The organism is Undibacterium sp. CCC3.4 (assembly GCF_034347425.1).
In the GTDB taxonomy this organism is placed as follows: domain Bacteria; phylum Pseudomonadota; class Gammaproteobacteria; order Burkholderiales; family Burkholderiaceae_D; genus Undibacterium.
The window spans coordinates 3470214-3488445 of sequence record NZ_CP133779.1 but is presented as its reverse complement, the minus strand read 5'-3'; the positions used below and the strand labels follow the sequence as shown (position 1 = coordinate 3488445).

The following is an 18232-nucleotide window of genomic DNA, read 5'->3' as shown; positions in this document are numbered from 1 at the left end:
ACATAAGGGCAAGATGCGCCAGTTCGATAGCAAAATCGCTGTCGCTATTGTACTCCTGCCGGCCGTCGTGTGTTGCACTGCAAAATTTACCCTATCGAGGGAGACTTACAATTTCATTTCCACTCGTAAATTGTAAGTAGTATAAGTCTGCGAAAACACATTATCGAGGTGATCAATGCCGCCGAGATTGACTTCACTGCTACTCACCGCCTCATCGGGGCGTAAATTATTGGCCGACAGCCGCACTTGCAGCGACGGTGAGATGCGCCATAAACCATATACGTCGAGTTGGCGTTTGCGACCGGTGCTGCTGAGTTGTGTCAAACTGCTTTGGGTTTGATAGGCCGGCGTCCAGTTCAGGTTAGCCCCGACGGTCAGCGGCAGGCCGCGTGGCCGGTAATCGAGCCCGAAGTTGGCCAATTGCCCCGGCTGCTGGTCGATTTTATTGTTCGGACCGGGAATATCATCGACATTCGACCAGAAACGGCTGTAATTACTGCGCACATCAATCGCCGGCCCTTCTGGGAAAAACTCTTGCAACTGAAATTTCGCTTCCAACTCTATGCCTTTGGTGGTGGCCGATCCGATATTGAGCGGGGTCGACACCCAGCGCGGACCGCTGGCGCTAGCCACCAATTGCGTGGTGCGACGCATCAGATCATCGATCTGGCGCACAAACAGGTTGGCGCTGATCAAACCCGATCGCGTCAGATAATGCTCAAATGCTAAATCTATGCCTTTCGATAGTTCCGGTTTCAGCAGAGGATTACCGGTGCGATCGGGCCGAGTCGGACTATTGAGATTGGAAATACTTGGAACGGCAATCAAATCATTGAGTGTCGGTGCACGGTAAGTGGTGGCGTAGCTCAAGCGTATCTGATCTTTGCTGGCCTCGGACAAGCGCCAGACGCCGTGTAAGATCGGACTCAAGACCCGACTGCGATTATCGATCGCCTGGCCATTGGATAAGCTGCTGGTGGTGGCAATGCCTTCCCAGCGCAAACCGGCATAGGCGGAGAATTGTGCATTAATATCAAATTCATCTTGCACGAACAGTGCCAAGCGGCGCGTGCTGGCACTCAGATCATCGCCGGAATCGTCGAATTGCGGCCGGCCATTATTGAGTGAAATACTGCTCTCGGTACGGCGCCCTATTTCGGCATCCCAACCGGCGGCAAAGGTTTGCCCAGAACCAATCGGCAAGCTGTACTTGCCGCCATTTTTCAGGCTTTGATCGCGCGTGTGATTATTCACGCTGACCACATTTTGCAGCTTACCGGCCCCATCATACTGATTACTCAGTGAAGCCGAGTCGTTTTGACCATAGCCGCCGCCGAACTTCACCACCAACTTGCCATTGTCATCGAACTTATGCTGCCAATCACCGAAAAGACGGAAAAACGTCGACTCGGTACTGCCGCTGTTGGCGGCAAACGCATACGGTGGCAGGGTCACCAAGCTCGGGGAACGATAAATTTGATCGACCTGACTGCTGCCATCCGAGTTACTGCGTGAGCTCATCAGGAATGGTTGTACTGTCAAGGCGTCGCCATTACTGAAAGTGTATTTGAAACGCGGGGTAAAATTACCACCGCTGCTACGGCGTCGGCTTTGGTCGCTTTCCTTTTGAATCAGTGTGGTCGCCCCGTCGCTGCCGGTCTCGTGCGAGTCGGTAGTGCCGGTATCGGCTTGCCGATTCTGGAACAGCGAAGCACTGAGGGTGTAGCTGAGGCTGCCGATTTCACCGGGATACGTGAGTGAGACATTCGGCGCGAGCCGATCTTGCTCGGCAGCCAGTGAGAGTTTCAGGTCGGTATTCTTTTGTTTGTATTCTTCACGCAAAACAATATTGATCGTGCCGGCGATTGCTTGCGCACTGAATTCTGCCACGGCACCGCGAATGATCTCGATCCGCTCCACTTGGTCAGGCGTGAGACTATCCATGGAAAAGCCACGCGGGGCGCGCTCGCCGTTGATCAAAATCTGGGTATAACCATTGCCCATGCCGCGCATACGAATATCGCCACCGCGCCCGGCGCGCCCACCGATACTCACACCCGGCAAGCGTTTGAGCACATCAGCAAGATTGGTATCACCATTGCGATCGAGTTCTTCACGGCCGAAAATCATTTTGGCCGCAGTCGACTGGCGGCGAACATCGTCTTCATTACGCCCGCCATCGATGACCACTTTCTGCACTGCCTCAATTTCGACCGGCGGGGTTTTTTTAAGCGGCTTAAACTCACTACCGACGCTGTCGCTCCGCTTGTTTTCGGCTGGTGTCAGTACCTGCGCATCTACGCCCGACATCGTCACAGCCAATACCGCGATGAACACAGGAGAAAATCGGGAGGAAATAGGCATAAGTATCAGTATTAAAAAGTAAATATTAGTGTTTTTGACAATTTTTGTGCACTACACCATTGTAGAGACATCCATCGCCGAGGCAAAGTTCAGGATGCAACAGTTTTGTATGGAAATGAAACAAGTGCAGCACACAAACAACTTAATGGATCGTCGCAAGCGACGATGGAACAGACTCTGGCAGGGGTTTGTATCTCCTCCCATCGCGTCGCGCCTTCGTCGCTCACCGGCCAATTCTTTAAGCACGAACGCCACCAGGTTCCCGCGCAAAAGCGCGCTGATTCTGAAGAGGCTGTCGCAAAAGCCTGATGGACGTTTTTCACACCTGAAACACCGCATACCTCGTCATTCCCGCATGCCACAGCCTCGTCATTCCCGCATGCCACAGCCTCGTCATTCCCGCATGCTTTTGGCGGGAACCCAGCGTCGTTTTTTACACTGAAAATGCCACAATTTCTGGCATTTTCAGTTAACCACGAACGCCGCTGGGCTCCTGCCAAAAGCGCGCAGGAATGACGTGGCCACCAGTTGGGGTAATGATACCGACTCACTACCCTTTTGCGACAGCCTCTTTTGGCCGGGGTTTCAAACCCTAGTCAGATTTTTGATCAAGATTGCAAACAAAAAAACCCGCCTGACACACCGGCGGGTTGGTATTCACATTTACAGCAGCAGCTTTAGTCGCCGCGAGCTGCTAAATTGAGGTTCAATTGCGAACGCAGTAAGTCTTCCGGTTCGGCGCGTGGATTATTGCGTGCCGCTTCCAATCGATCGAGGTAGGCAGCCGTCACGTCACCGGTCACGTAATGACCGTCAAAGCACGAGGCTTCAATGCTGCGCAAAGCCGGATTGACGTCCGAAATCGAGCGTTTCATTGATGCAACATCTTGATAAACCAAGGCGTCGGCAGTAATTTCGCGGCAGACTTCTTGCTCGGAACGACCGTAGGCGATTAATTCACTGCGCGTCGGCATGTCGATACCGTACACGTTAGGAAATTGTACCGGTGGTGCGGCCGAAGCAAAAATCACGCGCTTCGCGCCCGATTCGCGTGCCATCTGTACGATTTCGCGGCTGGTGGTACCGCGCACGATGGAGTCATCGACCAGCAACACACTCTTACCTTTGAATTCAGAACTGATGGCATTCAATTTCTGACGCACCGATTTCGTTCGCACGGCTTGACCCGGCATCATGAAGGTACGACCGATATAGCGATTCTTAATGAAACCTTCGCGATAATCGAGATTAAGTTTCAACGCCAATTCCATCGCCGACGGGCGCGAGGAATCGGGAATCGGCATGACCACGTCGATCTCACCGCTGCTGAATTGTTGGCGCACTTTTTCGGCCAGGTATTCACCCATTTTCAAACGCGTCAGATAGACTGAAGCACCATCGATGATGGAATCGGGACGGGCCAAATAGACATATTCAAATGCGCAGGGATTGAGCGTAGGATTATCGGCGCATTGCTGACTGTAGAGGTTGCCGTCGAGATCGATGAACAAGGCTTCGCCCGGCTCAACATCGCGCAGGAATTTGAAACCCAAACCTTCGAGTGCCACCGATTCGCTGGCAATCATGTATTCGGTACCGCTATCGGTTTCGGCGATGCCTATGCACAGAGGGCGAATGCCGAAGGGGTCGCGGAAAGCCAGCAAACCGTAGCCGGCGATGGTCGCTACCACCGCATACGAACCACGCACGCGACGATGCAACATGGAGACGGCGTGAAACAAGGCATCAGGATCGAGCGAATAACCGCTGGTGACTTCCTGGATTTGATGCGCAAGAATATTGAGCAAGACTTCCGAGTCAGAATCGGTATTGAGGTGACGTCTATCGTTTTTAAACAGTTCGATTTTCAGTTCAACGGCATTGGTCAGGTTGCCGTTATGGGCCAACACAATACCGAATGGCGCATTGACATAAAATGGCTGCGCTTCTTCTTCACTGGTCGAACCGGCGGTGGGATAACGCACCTGGCCTATGCCTATATTACCGGGCAAAGAACGCATATTACGAGTACGGAACACGTCACGCACCAAGCCATTGGCCTTGTGCATGGCAAATTTATTGCCATGATTGGTGGCGATACCGGCCGCATCTTGACCGCGATGCTGCAATAGCAGCAAGGCGTCATACAGCAACTGATTGACGGGATTTTTTGAAACTACACCGACGATGCCACACATGGTGGACTCCTAAAAAGACAAATTAAAACCGGACGTGGCCGGAAATCGACGCTGGCAAAAACGGGATCACTGTTTGTGCCGCGGTTTCCGCCAGGGGACTCAAGAGAGCATTCTTCCAAAAGGCTTGCTGCGGTATGGCGGTCATTCCGCACACCAATACCGCCGCCAATACCAGCACGCAGCCGCGTGCCAGTCCAAATATTCCACCCAAACCGCTGTCGGCCAAAGACATGCCACTGGCCTTAATGATGGCGTCAACGGCGCGCATCACCAGCGCCATGAGCAAGCGCACGCCGATGAACAGCGCCAGAAAGGCCACGATCAAGCGCACGATCTGCCCTGGAAACACGGCCGGCAGCCAGGCCGACACCAGTTCGCTGTAAGCATTGGCCAGTACAAAGGCAACAATCCAACTCACCAGAGAGAGGATTTCTTTGATCAAGCCGCGCATCGTGCTGATCACTACCGAACACAGTAAGATCAGCAGAACGATATAATCGAACAGCGTCACAGCAGCCCTCAGTTAGCCGGAATCAGCGTGCCGCCGACACCGAGTTTGCTGAGCTTGGCTTGCATTCTATCGGCTTCTTCGTGCGACTCGAAAGGTCCAACCCGCACTCGAATTTTCTCCCCCGAGGAGGTCGCCACTTTCTGGGTGTAAGAATGGATGCCGGCCGCCTTGAGCTTGGCCTGTAAATCATCGACTTTATCCTGCGCCGCCAAGGCTGCTACCTGTACCAAATAAGCAGACTTCGGCGCGGCTTTCGGGCTGCTTTTTCCTTCGAGTATGGCCAGCGCGCGCGCCGCATCGTCGTCGGACTTGAGCGCTTTCGCAGGCTCTGGCTTGCTCTCCAGCTTAGGCTCGGCTTTGCTCTCACTCTTATGCTCAGGCTTGAGGGCCACTTCGGCTTCGACCGGTTTGCTCGGCTTGGGCGGTTTAACTTCCGGCTTAGGCTCGCTCTTCAATTCTGGCAGGCGTTCGAGTTTCGCCGGTATCTCGGCCGCAACAACATGCGGAGTCGGCTGCGGAGCAGCGACGAGCGCTGCCACTTTGTTGGTCGCCGGGCTCACCGGCTCGATGATTTCTTCGCTGGCATCAAGCTCCGGAGCAGCGATTTGACGTGCCGGCACAGGCAATTGCGCCGCCGCCGAAGCGGCACTCAGAGGCTTATCTTTGGAAGGAATGCGAATACTGATGTCATCGGACAAGGGCTTGGGTTCGGAATCGAGCAACATCGGCAAACCGATGATGACAGCCAGCGCCAGCGCCACGGCACCGATCAAACGTCGGCGTGCGCGCTTTTTTTCCGGCAGCATAGGGTCGCTGAGCTGACCACGGCGCGGTGCCTCGGTTTTTTTACCACGCGCGCGCGATTCCAAACTGTCTTCGGCAGAGCGTGAGCGAAATTCACCGTTTTCGTGAGCATTCGATGTTTCTGGCTTTTTTTTAAAGCGCGAGAGCAAACCCATGTGCGAATATCTGCTTAATATTTGATTGATCTGATCATTTGCGGCATCAATGCAGTGCCGCTCGTCTGGCACGCATCACTCCGGCCACCGTCAGAAAGGAACCGAAGACCACTATTCTATCATTTTCACCCGCCTTACTGAGCGCATCAGCATAGGCATTTTCGGGCGAACTGAACTCAGTGATGCTTTTTTCAGCGTCATCGAGCACGTCCGCGGCCAGTAACAGTTGCTTAAGTGCGCCGGCAGAGGCAGCGCGCGGCAGCGGTAAATCGCAGACATGCCAATGATCGATCTTTTGCTTGAGTTGCGCGATCACCCCGGCCACGTCTTTATCGAGCATGGAACCAAAGACCGCGTAAGTATAGGCATGAAAGCCCATATTATCGAGATTTTGCGACAAGGTAGCGGCGGCATGCGGATTATGCGCGACATCGAGCACCACGGTCGGCCGCCCCGGCATGACTTGAAAACGCCCGGGCAAATCGACCATCACCAAGCCGGTACGCACTTCCTGCGCGCCCACCGGCAAGACATGACGCAAGGCTTCCAAGGCTGCCAGCACCGCCGAGGCATTCAAGAGTTGATTGGCACCGCGCAGACTAGGATAACCAAGTGAATTGCGCCGCTGATCGCGCCCGGCGAAATTCCATTGCTGCTTATCGCCGTTGTAATTGAAGTCGCGCCCGAACAAACGTAAATCGGCACCGATGGCCTGAGCATGATCGATCAAAGACTGCGGCGGCTGTGGATCACTGCAAATAGCCGGCTTGCCGGCGCGGAAAATACCGGCTTTTTCAAAGCCGATTTTTTCCCGCGTATCGCCGAGATAATCGACGTGATCGATGTCGACACTGGTCACAATCGCGACATCGGCATCGAATACATTGACGGCATCGAGACGACCGCCAAGACCAACTTCGAGGATCACAACATCGAGCGGCGCATCGGCCAGCAACTTGCAAATGGCCAGCGTGGTGAATTCGAAGTAAGTCAGCGAAATACTGCCACGCGCCGCTTCCACGGCGGCAAAGCTATCGATGAATAATTGATCTTGCACCGGCGTGCCATTGATACGCGCACGTTCATTGAAATCGAGGAAATGCGGCTTGCTGTACAAACCCACCCGATAACCGGCTTCGAGCAAGATCGCTTCGAGCATCGCACAGGTCGAGCCTTTACCATTGGTGCCAGCCACCATAATCACAGGCACAGCGAAGCGGATGTCCAGGCTTTGTTTGACGGCGGCGACGCGATCGAGCCCCATGTCAATTTCTTTGGCATGGCGAGTTTCAAGCAAGGCCAGCCAGGTCGGCAAGCTATCGGGCAAATTTGGCATAGTAGCAATAAAAAAAGCCCGAAAAGAGGTCGGGCTTTTCAAAAAAAATTAACACACACACGTCGCTGTCAGCGGCACGCGACTTTACGCCACCGCTTCGGCTGGCTGATTCTGTAACAGCGCTAACAAACGGGCGATTTCTTCGCGCATCTTGCGACGATCAACAATCATGTCGATCGCCCCTTTTTGCAACAAAAATTCGGAACGCTGGAAACCTTCCGGCAGTTTTTCCCTTACCGTGTTTTCGATCACGCGCGGACCGGCAAAGCCGATCAAGGCCTTCGGTTCGGCCATGACGACGTCACCGAGGAAGGCAAACGAAGCCGACACGCCACCCATGGTTGGATCAGTCAGCACCGAAATGAAAGGCAAGCGCTGTTCCGACAACTTGGTCAGCATCGAGGTGGTTTTCGCCATTTGCATCAAGGATAACAAACCTTCTTGCATACGTGCGCCACCGGTTGCCGTGATACAGATAAACGGCACTTTTTGCTCGAGTGCCGCTTGGGCACCGCGCACGAAACGCTCACCGACCACCGAACCCATGGAGCCGCCCATGAATTCAAATTCAAAACACGCCGTCACAACTGGCACCGACATGATGGAACCGCCCATCACAATGAGGGCATCGGTTTCACCGGTAGTTTCCAAGGCATCTTTGAGACGATCGGGATATTTTTTACTATCTTTGAACTTGAGCGTATCAATCGGCAAAATTTCCTGACCGATTTCATACCGACCACCGGCATCAAGCAAGGCATCAAGACGCTCACGCGCACCGATACGCATATGATGGCTGCATTTAGGACAGACATGGATATTGGCTTCCAAATCCGAACGGTACAGCACGGCTTCGCAGGACGGACACTTGACCCACAGACCCTCCGGGATCGATTTACGATTTGCCGATTCCGAGCGCTGTATGCGCGGTGGTAACAATTTTTCTAACCAACTCATGTTTTCTCCTCTTTGCAGCCACTTGCAAGCGATGCAAGTGGCGTCTGGCTCGGCCTGATACAAAAGCCGTTGCAGCCGTTTGATGGTGTTCGGCGCGTATTTTACTCGTCCAAGGCCTTTCTGACACCAGAAATAAAACTTTTTACTGCCGCAACGGCATTTTCATGCGGCGTGCGCTCTAATTCTTCGATCAGGCGCGAACCAATCACGACAGCATCAGAGACATTGGCAATCGCGCGCGCCGTGGCACCATCGCGTATCCCGAAGCCGACCCCAACCGGCACACTGACATGCTGACGGATCCGCGGTATCATTTCAGCAACAGCAGATAAATCCAGGCTGCCGGAACCGGTGACGCCTTTGAGTGAGACATAATACACGTAACCGCTGGCGATCTGGCCAACCAAAGCCATCCGCGCCTCGCTCGAGGTTGGTGCCAGCAAGAAGATTGCATCCATTTGCTGCGCGCGCATGGCGGCAGCAAACTCGCGACACTCTTCTGGTGGATAATCGACCACCAGCACACCGTCCACTCCGGCCGCCGCCGCGGCAGCGATAAACTGCTGCTGCCCCATGCGTTCGATAGGATTGGCGTAACCCATCAAGACCACCGGGGTGTGTGCATCGGTCAAACGGAATTCGCGCACATAGCCCAGCACATCGCGCAAACCGACTCCGGCCTTGAGCGCCCGTTCGGAAGCGCGCTGTATCACCGGACCATCGGCCATCGGGTCAGAAAACGGCACCCCGAGTTCGATGATGTCGGCACCACCGGCGACGAGCGCATGCATCAGCGGCACCGTCAGCGCTGGCGCGGGATCGCCGGCGGTCATGAAGGGAATCAAACCTTTTTTACCTTGTTGAGCCAGAGCCGCCAAAGTTGTATGAATTCTTGACATGGTAAGCCTCGCTTTACAGTGCCAGACCGGCGCGCTCGGCGACGGTATGCATATCTTTGTCACCACGGCCAGACAAGTTGACCAACACGATTTGATCGTGTTGCAGCGTCGCCGCCAATTTTGCTGCATAGGCCAAGGCATGACTCGATTCCAGCGCCGGAATAATGCCTTCAATGCGGCAGCAATCGTGAAAAGCTTGTAATGCTTCGTCATCGGTGATAGTCACATATTGAGCGCGCCCACAATCTTTCAGCCAGGCATGCTCAGGGCCGACACCGGGATAATCGAGCCCGGCCGAGACCGAATGGGTTTCGATGATCTGACCATTTTCATCCTGCAGCAGATAGGTGCGATTACCATGCAACACGCCCGGCGAACCGGCCGTCAGCGAAGCCGAGTGCTTGCCACTGGCGATGCCCTCGCCGGCTGCCTCGACGCCGATTAAGGCAGTCTGCGTTTCATCGATGTAAGGATAAAAAATCCCCATGGCATTGGAGCCACCGCCGACGCAAGCCACGACAAAATCAGGCTGACGTCCGGTTTGCTCCGGCATTTGCCACAAGCATTCTTCGCCGATGACGGCTTGAAAATCGCGCACCATCATAGGATAGGGGTGCGGACCGGCGACCGTGCCGATGATGTAAAAGGTATTTTCCACATTGGTGACCCAATCGCGCATGGCTTCATTGAGTGCATCCTTGAGCGTCTTCGAACCCGACTCCACCGCCACCACACTCGCTCCCAGCAACTTCATGCGGTACACATTCTGCGCTTGCCGCTTGATGTCTTCGGAACCCATGTAGATCACGCACTCCAAACCGAAGCGCGCACAAATCGTGGCAGTTGCCACGCCATGCTGACCGGCACCGGTTTCTGCGATCACGCGTGGCTTACCCATGCGCTTGGCCAGTAAAGCCTGACCGATCACGTTATTGATTTTATGCGCACCAGTATGATTGAGATCTTCGCGCTTCATGTAAATCTGCGCGCCACCCATGAGTTCAGACCAGCGCCGCGCATGGTAGACCGGCGAAGGTCGACCGACGAAGTACTTGAGTTCGTTACGATATTCTTGCAAAAATTCCCGGTCATGCTGATAGCGTGCATACGCTTGGCTCAGCTCGGCCAAGGCGTGCGTCAGCGTTTCAGAGACGAAGCTGCCGCCGTAACGACCGAAATGGCCGTCGGCATCAGGAAAATGGTAATTACTCGATTGATAAATGGCGGTTGGCTCAACATCGCCTAAGGCGCTGCGTACCGGGAGGGAAGACAAGGGTTTCATAGTAGTCCTGAGAGTTCTTTGTGGACCTGCAACTGAATCAAACGCATCATGCGCGCCATCAGTCTGCCGGTCGCTGGTCTGCCAAGCGTACTGCAGCAATGAATGCGCGCAGCTTGGATTCATCCTTCACGCCTTTTGCCGCTTCGACACCACTGCTGATGTCAACGGCAAACGGTCGTACCTGGCTCACTGCGCCAGTCACGTTGTGTACGCTCAAGCCACCACTTAAAACGACCCGAGGCGCGAGCTCTTTTGGAATGAGAGACCAATCAAAAACCTTTCCACTACCACCATATTCTGCCACGAAGGTATCGAGCAGCAAGCCATTGAAAAATGGACTGGCACGCCGATAGGCAAGTTCACATTCTATCAAATCTTCGGCTTTGGTGTCGGGCTTGACGCGAAACGCCTTTAAAAACGGTCGCGCAACCGCGCCAGCTAAGTCGCCCGCCTGCTGCGGCGTTTCATCACCATGAAATTGCAGCAGCTGTAACGGCGCTTGGCGCAACACCGCGGCGAGCTCGGCAGCGCTGGGATTGACGAATAAACCGACCGAAACGATGAACGGCGGCAAATCTTTCAGCAAGCGCGCAGCGCCCGTCGCCGTCACGGCACGCGGACTGGGCGGATAAAACACCAAGCCGAGCGCATCGGCACCGGCAGCCGCCGCCAAGGCGACGTCGGTGGCGCGGGTCAGGCCGCAGATTTTAATACGGGTGCGATGGGACATAGATAGGCAAAGCTGATCGGAAGGCGACAATCTTACCCTTAATTGATCGAAACAGCAGCCCGCCGATGCGCTTTTGAGCATCAAACAGCAGAAGTTCTGAGATAATCAGCGCCATGAACCCTACTCCTGCACTCCCGCCCAGCACGCCGACCGCGACACCCATGACGCCAGCTCTGCCCCCAACTCTGACTACGCCCTTGTTCGGCCTGACAATTCAACGCCAGCGCTTTTCCGAGGCGCGGGACAGCCTGATGGCGGTAGCGGCTAGCCGCGGCCAGCCGAGTCGGGTCGTGGTCACCCCGAATGTCGACCACATCGTGCGACTGGAAAGTACAGCAGAATTCAAAGCGCTCTACGCCACGGCCGATTACATCTACGCCGACGGCATGCCACTGGTGTGGGTCAGTCGTGGCGGCAAGGCAGCACTGCCGGAACGGGTGACCGGGGCCGATTTGTTTGTGGCTCTTTGCAAAGATTGCATGACAGAAAATAGGTCGATCTTCGTGCTCGGTGGCATGCCTGGTCAGGAGCAGGCTTTGCTACAAGGCTTTGCCAACAGCTATCCGGGTTTACGCGTCAGCATCTTTTGCCCCTCGATGCAATTCACGCCGGACGGCGCCGAAGCCGATCTGGCCATCGCAAAAATCAGCGCATCTCAGGCGCAAATTGTCTTCATTTGCTTGGGCATGCCGAAGCAAGAACAGTTTGCCTTCCGCTACCGCCGCGAACAAACTCAGAACAATGCGCCGCTGCTATTGTGTGTAGGGGCGGCGATGGAATTCGCGCTCGGCCAGAAACGCCGGGCACCGCTGTGGATGCAAGGCATAGGCATGGAATGGTTGTGGCGTTTGGCCAGTGAGCCGCGCCGCTTGTGGCAACGCTACACGGTCCAAGGCATGAAGTTTTTCCCGATTGCGCTGCGCCAGTGGCGCGCACAAAAAAACAACTAAGCTACTTTCTTCAGCTCACACGCCTGCTTGCCCAGCAATTCTTGCCATTCCACAAAAGCCGGCATTTGCCGGCGCGCATACGCCTGGGCAAAATCAAACATCGCCCCCTCCGGCGGTGCCAGTGCAGCCAGTGAGATGAACTGAAATTGATAACCCATGGCAGCGAGTTCTTTTTGGAACTTGGCAATGGTTACATCATCAAGCTGCTGCTTCCACTGAAATGTAGGCGAGCAGTGATAAGCCAACAGTTTGCCGGGGAAAACCGCATGCACACCTGCGGCAAAAGCTTTGGCATTGGCCAGATCGGGCTTATCGCTGGCGCACCAGATCACATCGGCCGAAGCGGCATACGCGAGCGCGCGCGTCAACGCCTGATCGACATCAGTACGACTGGGACGCCAACCGTTAACTTGACGCTCGGCCAATAAGGCATCGGTGCGCGCAATCAGCAGCGTCGGCACACCCAGCACATCGGCGGCCAAGCGCGCCGCCTGCAGGCGCGCTATCATCTCCGCAACAGGCAGCAAGCCGCCGGCACGGTCAGCTTGGTCGCCGAACTGCACCGCGGCCGCACCGGCGCCCAGCAAGGCTTGCATTTGTGCAAAGACATCCTGTTGCGCACTGTCACTGGCCACCGCATCGACCACCAACGGCACGCAAAAGTCCTGCGCGCCCGCCCCTTCGAGAACTGGGATTTGCTGCGCCTGCGTGAGCGCGGCGGTAATCGCCGCCACCAACTGAGGGACGGCCGGAGCGGCACAGTAAACGACTTTCAATCCGGCTTGAACCTGCTGCACCGCTTCATGGCCGCTGGCTGCGCTTAAGGCATGCACGACGCGCTGTTGCGTCAATAATTGCCATAACTTGTCAGCACCATCTTTGGCCGCTCCGACAATCAGAGGCAGCGCGCCACGCCGGGCCAACACCTGCTCGGCCGTGTAATGGCGTTCAATCCCCTGCCAACGCGGGTTGGCATCCCACATTGTTTGTAATTGCGCTGCGTGTTGAGCGTGTGCTGTCATCGTGCTCCCCTATAGTCAAATCGAAAACCTTTGAATCTATCATAGGGGAATTTTTGCATCGCAACAATGTCTTATATAAGACATCCGAAAAATATTTTAATCATATAAAACAATGTCTTAGCGCCAATTTATCGCGATATGAAACGACATTTCTTGCAATGAGAAATGATATGCATCAAATTTCCGCCCTTGTTTCACAATACGAAATTGTGCTCCCACATAGCAACATGTTTGACTCAGTCATCCAAAAATAACAACTCAAACCAAGGATTCGGCTCATTGAGGCTGATTTGCACCCCACCGGCGACGGCCTGCACCTGCTGGGCCGGCAAAGCTGGCTGCCGTTGACCGGATTCATTGAGCGGAAACACCACCACACGCCGCGCACTGCGCGGCACAAACAACTTCACCGCTATCTGTTCCAACCACATCGAGCCACTGCCATCCCGCGGCCCCGAGGCTTGCGTGGCATGACTGGTATCCGGTTCGAGAGTCCACCAGCCGCGCTCGCCGGGGTAAGCAATCAGATTTTTGGCTCGTTCGGGGAAGGAATCGGGTTGACTGCTACTGGTGGCAGCGCTGACAGTCAACAACATACGGCGCGAACTGTTCAAGGGCAAGGCATCGCGACTGCTGAGCAAAAACACCCCGAACTGCCGTCCCAGCGGCGCGAAACTTGGCGTGAGCCAAGTACGTTCAGACGAGTCGCCGAAACCGGCAAACAAGGCGGAAAAGCGCCCCGCCAGTTGCAGACTCGGCCCGAGCGGGCGATACACCAGCTCGCGCCCCTTGAGGCGCCAAGGATCGCTCTGCGGCAGCGCCGCCACGGCCACGCTGGCGGGTGCCCGCTCGACACGGTGATCAACCGCGATGCGTTTGAAAAACGCATCTTTCACCGTGATACCATAGCGCACGCGCAGATAATCGAGATACGCATCCGAACTGACACCCTCAGCCATCGCCGCCACGCTATGCCGTACCGCGCTCGGGACGACAATGCTCAACTGTTGCGGCAGCGCTGGAATTTGAAACAAGCGAAACAAGGCCGCCGCGCTGCCGCTGGTGACCAATTGCCCGCCCTGCCCTTTGAGCGCAAAACTGTCCGGTGCAGTGCGGCTGGCAGCGAGGTCACCGTAATGAAAAAAGAACAAACCATCCCAATCCTGCATACTCGCCAGCGCAGCCATGACCGGTATGATTTCGGCACTCTGATGATTCGGATAAGCTTGGTTATATTCACTGATGACGAAAGGCTTGTTACGGTCACGGTAAAACGCCCGTTTCAGCAAGACTTCCCAACCCTCCCGCAAGGCTGACTGATCACGGATGCGCCAGTCATGTCTATCCCAAGGCTGATGAGGAAAATCATAATGATCGACATACACATGCTCGTCGACATAATCGAGCTCGCGCTGGGCATCGGCATTCAAAATGCCACCGAAATACATTTGCGTACCGCTCAAGGGTACCAAGGGCCCGACCTCGGCGCGCACTGCCGCACGCAGGGTATCGAGATACTGCTTATCCATCGCCACCAGAAATGCAGTGAAATCGAGCACGCGCCGCTGCGCACCACGCTCCGCCCCGACATATTGCGTCTCCAGCAAGGCTGGCAAAGGCCAGTCTATGCGCCGCAAACAGCGCCGCAACAGTTGCGCAGCACGGCCCAGCCATCCGCTGCCTTCGGTCAGCACCCGGGCTTCCTCTTGCTGTAGCAAGAGCGCACCGCTGCGACTGAGTCCGCAACTATCCCAGCGGGCACAAGCTTGCTCCACACTGCCATATTGCCGCACTATCCAATGCTGCCACTGCAGTTGCAATAAGCGTTGGTATTCGCCCGGCAAAGCATCGAGTTCACGTCTTTGCCAAGCCCCGAGCAAGGACGATTCGTTGCTGATCTCTATCATCGCCAAGGCACTATCTTCATTCAAGTGCAGGCGTCGTATCAGTTGTTGCGCATACTCAACCTGCAAAGTCAGCATACGTGGCTCAAACAAATGCAGTGGATGACTGGCAAAGGGCATGCTACTGCCGGGCGGCAGCGGTGTCACTTGATCGACGGCATAGCGAAATGTATATCCCACATGTAAGTTCAAATTCACATACAGGCCCTCCTGCTTGAGCGCATCGATCAAGCCGCGCAAACGACTCAGCGCCACCGGGTTGAAACTCGGAAAGGCCCCACTGCCCAAGATGCCTTGCGGATCGTCGCTGCTATCACTGAGTACACTGTCGAGGTGATGCAGGCGCACCGCATTAAAACCGAGACTACGCAAGCGTCGCGCCAATTGCAGCGCCTGCTCGGGAGTCGGAAAATTGGCTGCACCAGCCAAACTGATGCCGAAAAAGCGCACGCGCGTATCGTCGGCGCTATTGGCTTTCCCATCGGCACCGACGCGGTAAAAATGCGCATCCTTGGCAAACACCCGGTCGGCCGCCGTCAGGGGCTGATTGAGCGCACTGAAATCGGTGATACTGGAAAATTGATCGGGATTGACATCGAAACGATACCAATCGGGATTCGTCGCAGCCGACGCCGTCAGTGAACCCAGCAGCAGCCCGGCAGCAAGGACAAAACGGCCGATTGTTGGAAAATAATTCATGAAATAAATCGCATTAGCAAAGCCAGCCAGTAGAATATCTCACAAACAATTGCTAAACCTATGCGCCGATGAAGATTCTTTCTACTCAACAACAAGCCCCAGCCTTACCAGCAGTTGAAATCCACCTGATACAAGCCATGGTGATGTTGTTTGCCATCTTCTCATTATTGCCATACGGCATATCCTGGGACTATGCCGGCACCTCGGCCTTGACCATGGAGGGCTCGCTGACTACCAAGCTCGAATGGGGCAGCCTGATCTTGGTCGCGCTATATGTGCTGTACCGCAATTTACCGGTGGCGCGCCAAGATTTACGTGCGATCAACCCTTTCCTGCTGTTAGTCTTGCTGTGGTGCTTACTATCGAGTCTGTGGTCGCCCTTGGCCGGCGTCAGTTTTAAACGTGCCATACAGCTGTATGGCATCGTCCTCATCGGCCTATCCATACAACTTGCACCTCAGCCACTGCATCTGATAGTCACGGCCTTGTTGCGGGTATTGATGGGCATGCTGCTGCTGTCGCTGGTAATGGCACTCGCCTTCCCCTCGATTGGCATCGATTACGAACTCGGCAATGCCTGGCGCGGTGCCTTATCGCAAAAAAATGAACTCGGGCAAGTTGCAGCGATGGCGCTCTTGCTGTGGCAAGTCAAGGCTTGCATGGAGCGTATCGATAGCAAATTCTTGGGCGCTGCGCTGCTGTTCAGTTTTTTCATGCTCATCATGAGTAAAAGTTCGACCAGCCTGTTGATCGCGCTCTCAACCAGCGCCGTGTTTCATCTGTTCAGAAAACGCCGTCTCTCTTCCGACTACTCACTGACGCGCATCCTGCTCAGCCTGTTGTGTCTGATCCTGCTGATGTTGTATGCATTCTATTTGCAAGAATCGCGCTTTCCAACTTGGCCAGAAGTATCGGCACCGATCGCGAGTTTATTTGGCAAAGGTTCTGATTTAACCGGTCGCACCGATATTTGGAACTTGGTTTGGCTGGAAATTCATCGGCACTGGGTCATCGGACTCGGTTACGGTGCATTTTGGCTGGGGCCCGACAGTTTGTCGCAATATGTGATCAGCGCGCTCAACTGGATACCCTTGCAATCGCATAATGGTTATCTCGACATACTCAATGAACAAGGTTTGATCGGGCTGGGTGGAACCGTACTGGTATTACTCACGCAAGCGCGTCAACTGGCCATCATGGCGCATGGCGACCGCTTGCAAGCGGCCTTCTGGAGTGCCATGTTGTTGGTGGTCGTGGTGACCAATTTTACCGAAAGCAGCCTGTTTCGCGGCTTTGGTTTTCAAAACGTGTTTTTTATCTTCGCACTCGTCGCCAGCACCTGCGTCAACCGCCGCCTCAGCGCAGCAAACGCCGACCCAGAGCCAACCCAGGTTGTTCGACCCAGCGGCAGGATAAATCGGCCAGCAGCAGCGAGGCCGCGAGCATGATTGCTACCCGCAGCGGCAGCGCCAAAGGCGGCAACCACACCGTCATCATGCCGAACACCAGCCAGTGATACAGATAGAGTGAGTAACTGATGCGACCGATATACAGCATCAGTGGCGCAGCCAAGCAAGCTTGAACCCGAGTTGGCTGCAGCACCGCATAAGAAAACAGGCACAGCAAAGCGATACCTTGCAAAGAGTAGCGATACGATTCACGGAAGGCTTCATCGCGAAACACTAAGGTGGCCAACAACAGCAGCACACCAAGGGCCGCCAGCGCGGGCCGCTGCAAATAGCCCTGCACGCGCGGGAAATATGCTTCAATCAAAGCCAAGGCAGTGCCGTATAAGATGGAATCGGCCCTTGTATCGGTGGCTTTATAGATACGGTAATGGACTAATTGATCGAGCCCGACCCCATACACCAGATAGACGCGCCAAGCCAGCACCAGCACCAACAAGCTCAGGATGCAGGCAAGAAAACGGCGTGGTTTGGCAATCAAGGCCAAGAATAAAAATGGAAACACCATGTAAAAATGTTCTTCCACTGCCAGCGACCAAGTAATAGACAAAGGCGGCGGCAAGACTTCGCCGCTGTAACCGATGAAAATAGCAAAATAATTGGCAAAATAAAAGAATACCGAAGCCAACTCCTGCCATTGCCAAACTACCCCGGCACAAGCCATGACAAGCAGCGCAGCGACGACGAATACCAGCAAGGCTGGCATCAAGCGAAACACCCGCCGCAAGTAAAATTGCCGCAGCCGCAGCGCCCCGTACTGGCGCGTTTCGCTGATCATTAAACGGGTAATGATGTAGCCACTGATAAAGAAAAAGATCGTCACACCCAAACCGCCGGGTATTAAGTGACCAAGCCAAGCGTGGGAAAACAAGACCAGCAAGATCGAGACAGCCCGCAAGCCATCGAGCGCCGGCAGCCGGGCGGCATGCGGCAGGGAATTTACAGGGTGCATAGA

The 18232-nt window shown here is 54.9% G+C and carries 15 protein-coding genes; 2 read left to right on the top strand and 13 right to left on the bottom strand.

What is annotated here, in order from left to right:
* Positions 1 to 105: 105 nt before the first annotated feature.
* The 10 genes from RHM61_RS15645 to RHM61_RS15600 form a co-directional block, all read right to left on the bottom strand.
* Complete coding sequence (locus tag RHM61_RS15645; protein WP_322248223.1) at positions 106 to 2364, bottom strand: TonB-dependent receptor plug domain-containing protein; 2259 nt, start codon at positions 2362 to 2364, stop codon at positions 106 to 108.
* Positions 2365 to 3041: 677 nt separating this feature from the next.
* On the bottom strand, positions 3042 to 4562 hold the full coding sequence (gene purF / locus RHM61_RS15640) for an amidophosphoribosyltransferase (protein WP_322248222.1): 1521 nt from the start codon (positions 4560 to 4562) through the stop codon (positions 3042 to 3044).
* A 22-nt stretch (positions 4563 to 4584) separates the two neighbouring features.
* The gene (locus RHM61_RS15635) at positions 4585 to 5073 is read right to left on the bottom strand and encodes a CvpA family protein (RefSeq protein WP_322248221.1); all 489 of its coding nucleotides are present in this window, start codon (positions 5071 to 5073) and stop codon (positions 4585 to 4587) included.
* Positions 5074 to 5081: 8 nt separating this feature from the next.
* A complete protein-coding gene (locus tag RHM61_RS15630) occupies positions 5082 to 6032 on the bottom strand; it encodes an SPOR domain-containing protein (RefSeq protein WP_322248220.1) in 951 nt (316 codons plus the stop codon).
* A gap of 46 nt (positions 6033 to 6078) precedes the next feature.
* Positions 6079 to 7368 (bottom strand): bifunctional tetrahydrofolate synthase/dihydrofolate synthase, encoded by a 1290-nt coding sequence (gene folC, locus RHM61_RS15625; RefSeq protein ID WP_322248219.1) that lies wholly within the window; start codon positions 7366 to 7368, stop codon positions 6079 to 6081.
* 84 nt (positions 7369 to 7452) lie between these two features.
* A complete protein-coding gene (gene accD / locus RHM61_RS15620) occupies positions 7453 to 8325 on the bottom strand; it encodes an acetyl-CoA carboxylase, carboxyltransferase subunit beta (RefSeq protein WP_322248218.1) in 873 nt (290 codons plus the stop codon).
* A gap of 101 nt (positions 8326 to 8426) precedes the next feature.
* Complete coding sequence (gene trpA, locus RHM61_RS15615; protein WP_322248217.1) at positions 8427 to 9224, bottom strand: tryptophan synthase subunit alpha; 798 nt, start codon at positions 9222 to 9224, stop codon at positions 8427 to 8429.
* Positions 9225 to 9237: 13 nt separating this feature from the next.
* Complete coding sequence (gene trpB / locus RHM61_RS15610; protein WP_322248216.1) at positions 9238 to 10506, bottom strand: tryptophan synthase subunit beta; 1269 nt, start codon at positions 10504 to 10506, stop codon at positions 9238 to 9240.
* A 58-nt stretch (positions 10507 to 10564) separates the two neighbouring features.
* Positions 10565 to 11236, bottom strand: coding sequence for a phosphoribosylanthranilate isomerase (locus RHM61_RS15605; protein WP_322248215.1), 672 nt, complete (start codon positions 11234 to 11236; stop codon positions 10565 to 10567).
* A complete protein-coding gene (locus RHM61_RS15600; RefSeq protein ID WP_322248214.1) occupies positions 11214 to 11351 on the bottom strand; it encodes a hypothetical protein in 138 nt (45 codons plus the stop codon). The genes RHM61_RS15605 and RHM61_RS15600 overlap by 23 nt, the downstream gene beginning before the upstream one ends.
* Here RHM61_RS15600 and RHM61_RS15595 point away from each other — a divergent pair.
* Positions 11350 to 12186, top strand: a complete 837-nt coding sequence (locus tag RHM61_RS15595; protein ID WP_322248213.1) for a WecB/TagA/CpsF family glycosyltransferase — start codon at positions 11350 to 11352, stop codon at positions 12184 to 12186. The genes RHM61_RS15600 and RHM61_RS15595 overlap by 2 nt on opposite strands.
* Here RHM61_RS15595 and RHM61_RS15590 read toward each other — a convergent pair.
* Both RHM61_RS15590 and RHM61_RS15585 read right to left on the bottom strand, forming a co-directional pair.
* Complete coding sequence (locus tag RHM61_RS15590; RefSeq protein ID WP_322248212.1) at positions 12183 to 13208, bottom strand: isocitrate lyase/phosphoenolpyruvate mutase family protein; 1026 nt, start codon at positions 13206 to 13208, stop codon at positions 12183 to 12185. The two genes, RHM61_RS15595 and RHM61_RS15590, sit on opposite strands and share 4 nt — an antisense overlap.
* A gap of 236 nt (positions 13209 to 13444) precedes the next feature.
* Entirely contained in the window at positions 13445 to 15811 is a 2367-nt protein-coding gene (locus RHM61_RS15585) for a hypothetical protein (RefSeq protein ID WP_322248211.1), read from the bottom strand.
* Positions 15812 to 15879: 68 nt separating this feature from the next.
* Between RHM61_RS15585 and RHM61_RS15580 the strand changes: the two genes are divergently transcribed.
* Positions 15880 to 17259: an O-antigen ligase family protein gene (locus RHM61_RS15580; RefSeq protein WP_322248210.1), complete on the top strand. Its 1380-nt coding sequence runs from the start codon at positions 15880 to 15882 to the stop codon at positions 17257 to 17259.
* On the opposite strand, the gene RHM61_RS15575 is transcribed toward RHM61_RS15580, so the two are convergent.
* Entirely contained in the window at positions 17168 to 18229 is a 1062-nt protein-coding gene (locus RHM61_RS15575) for an acyltransferase (RefSeq protein ID WP_322248209.1), read from the bottom strand. The genes RHM61_RS15580 and RHM61_RS15575 overlap by 92 nt on opposite strands.
* Positions 18230 to 18232: the final 3 nt, after the last annotated feature.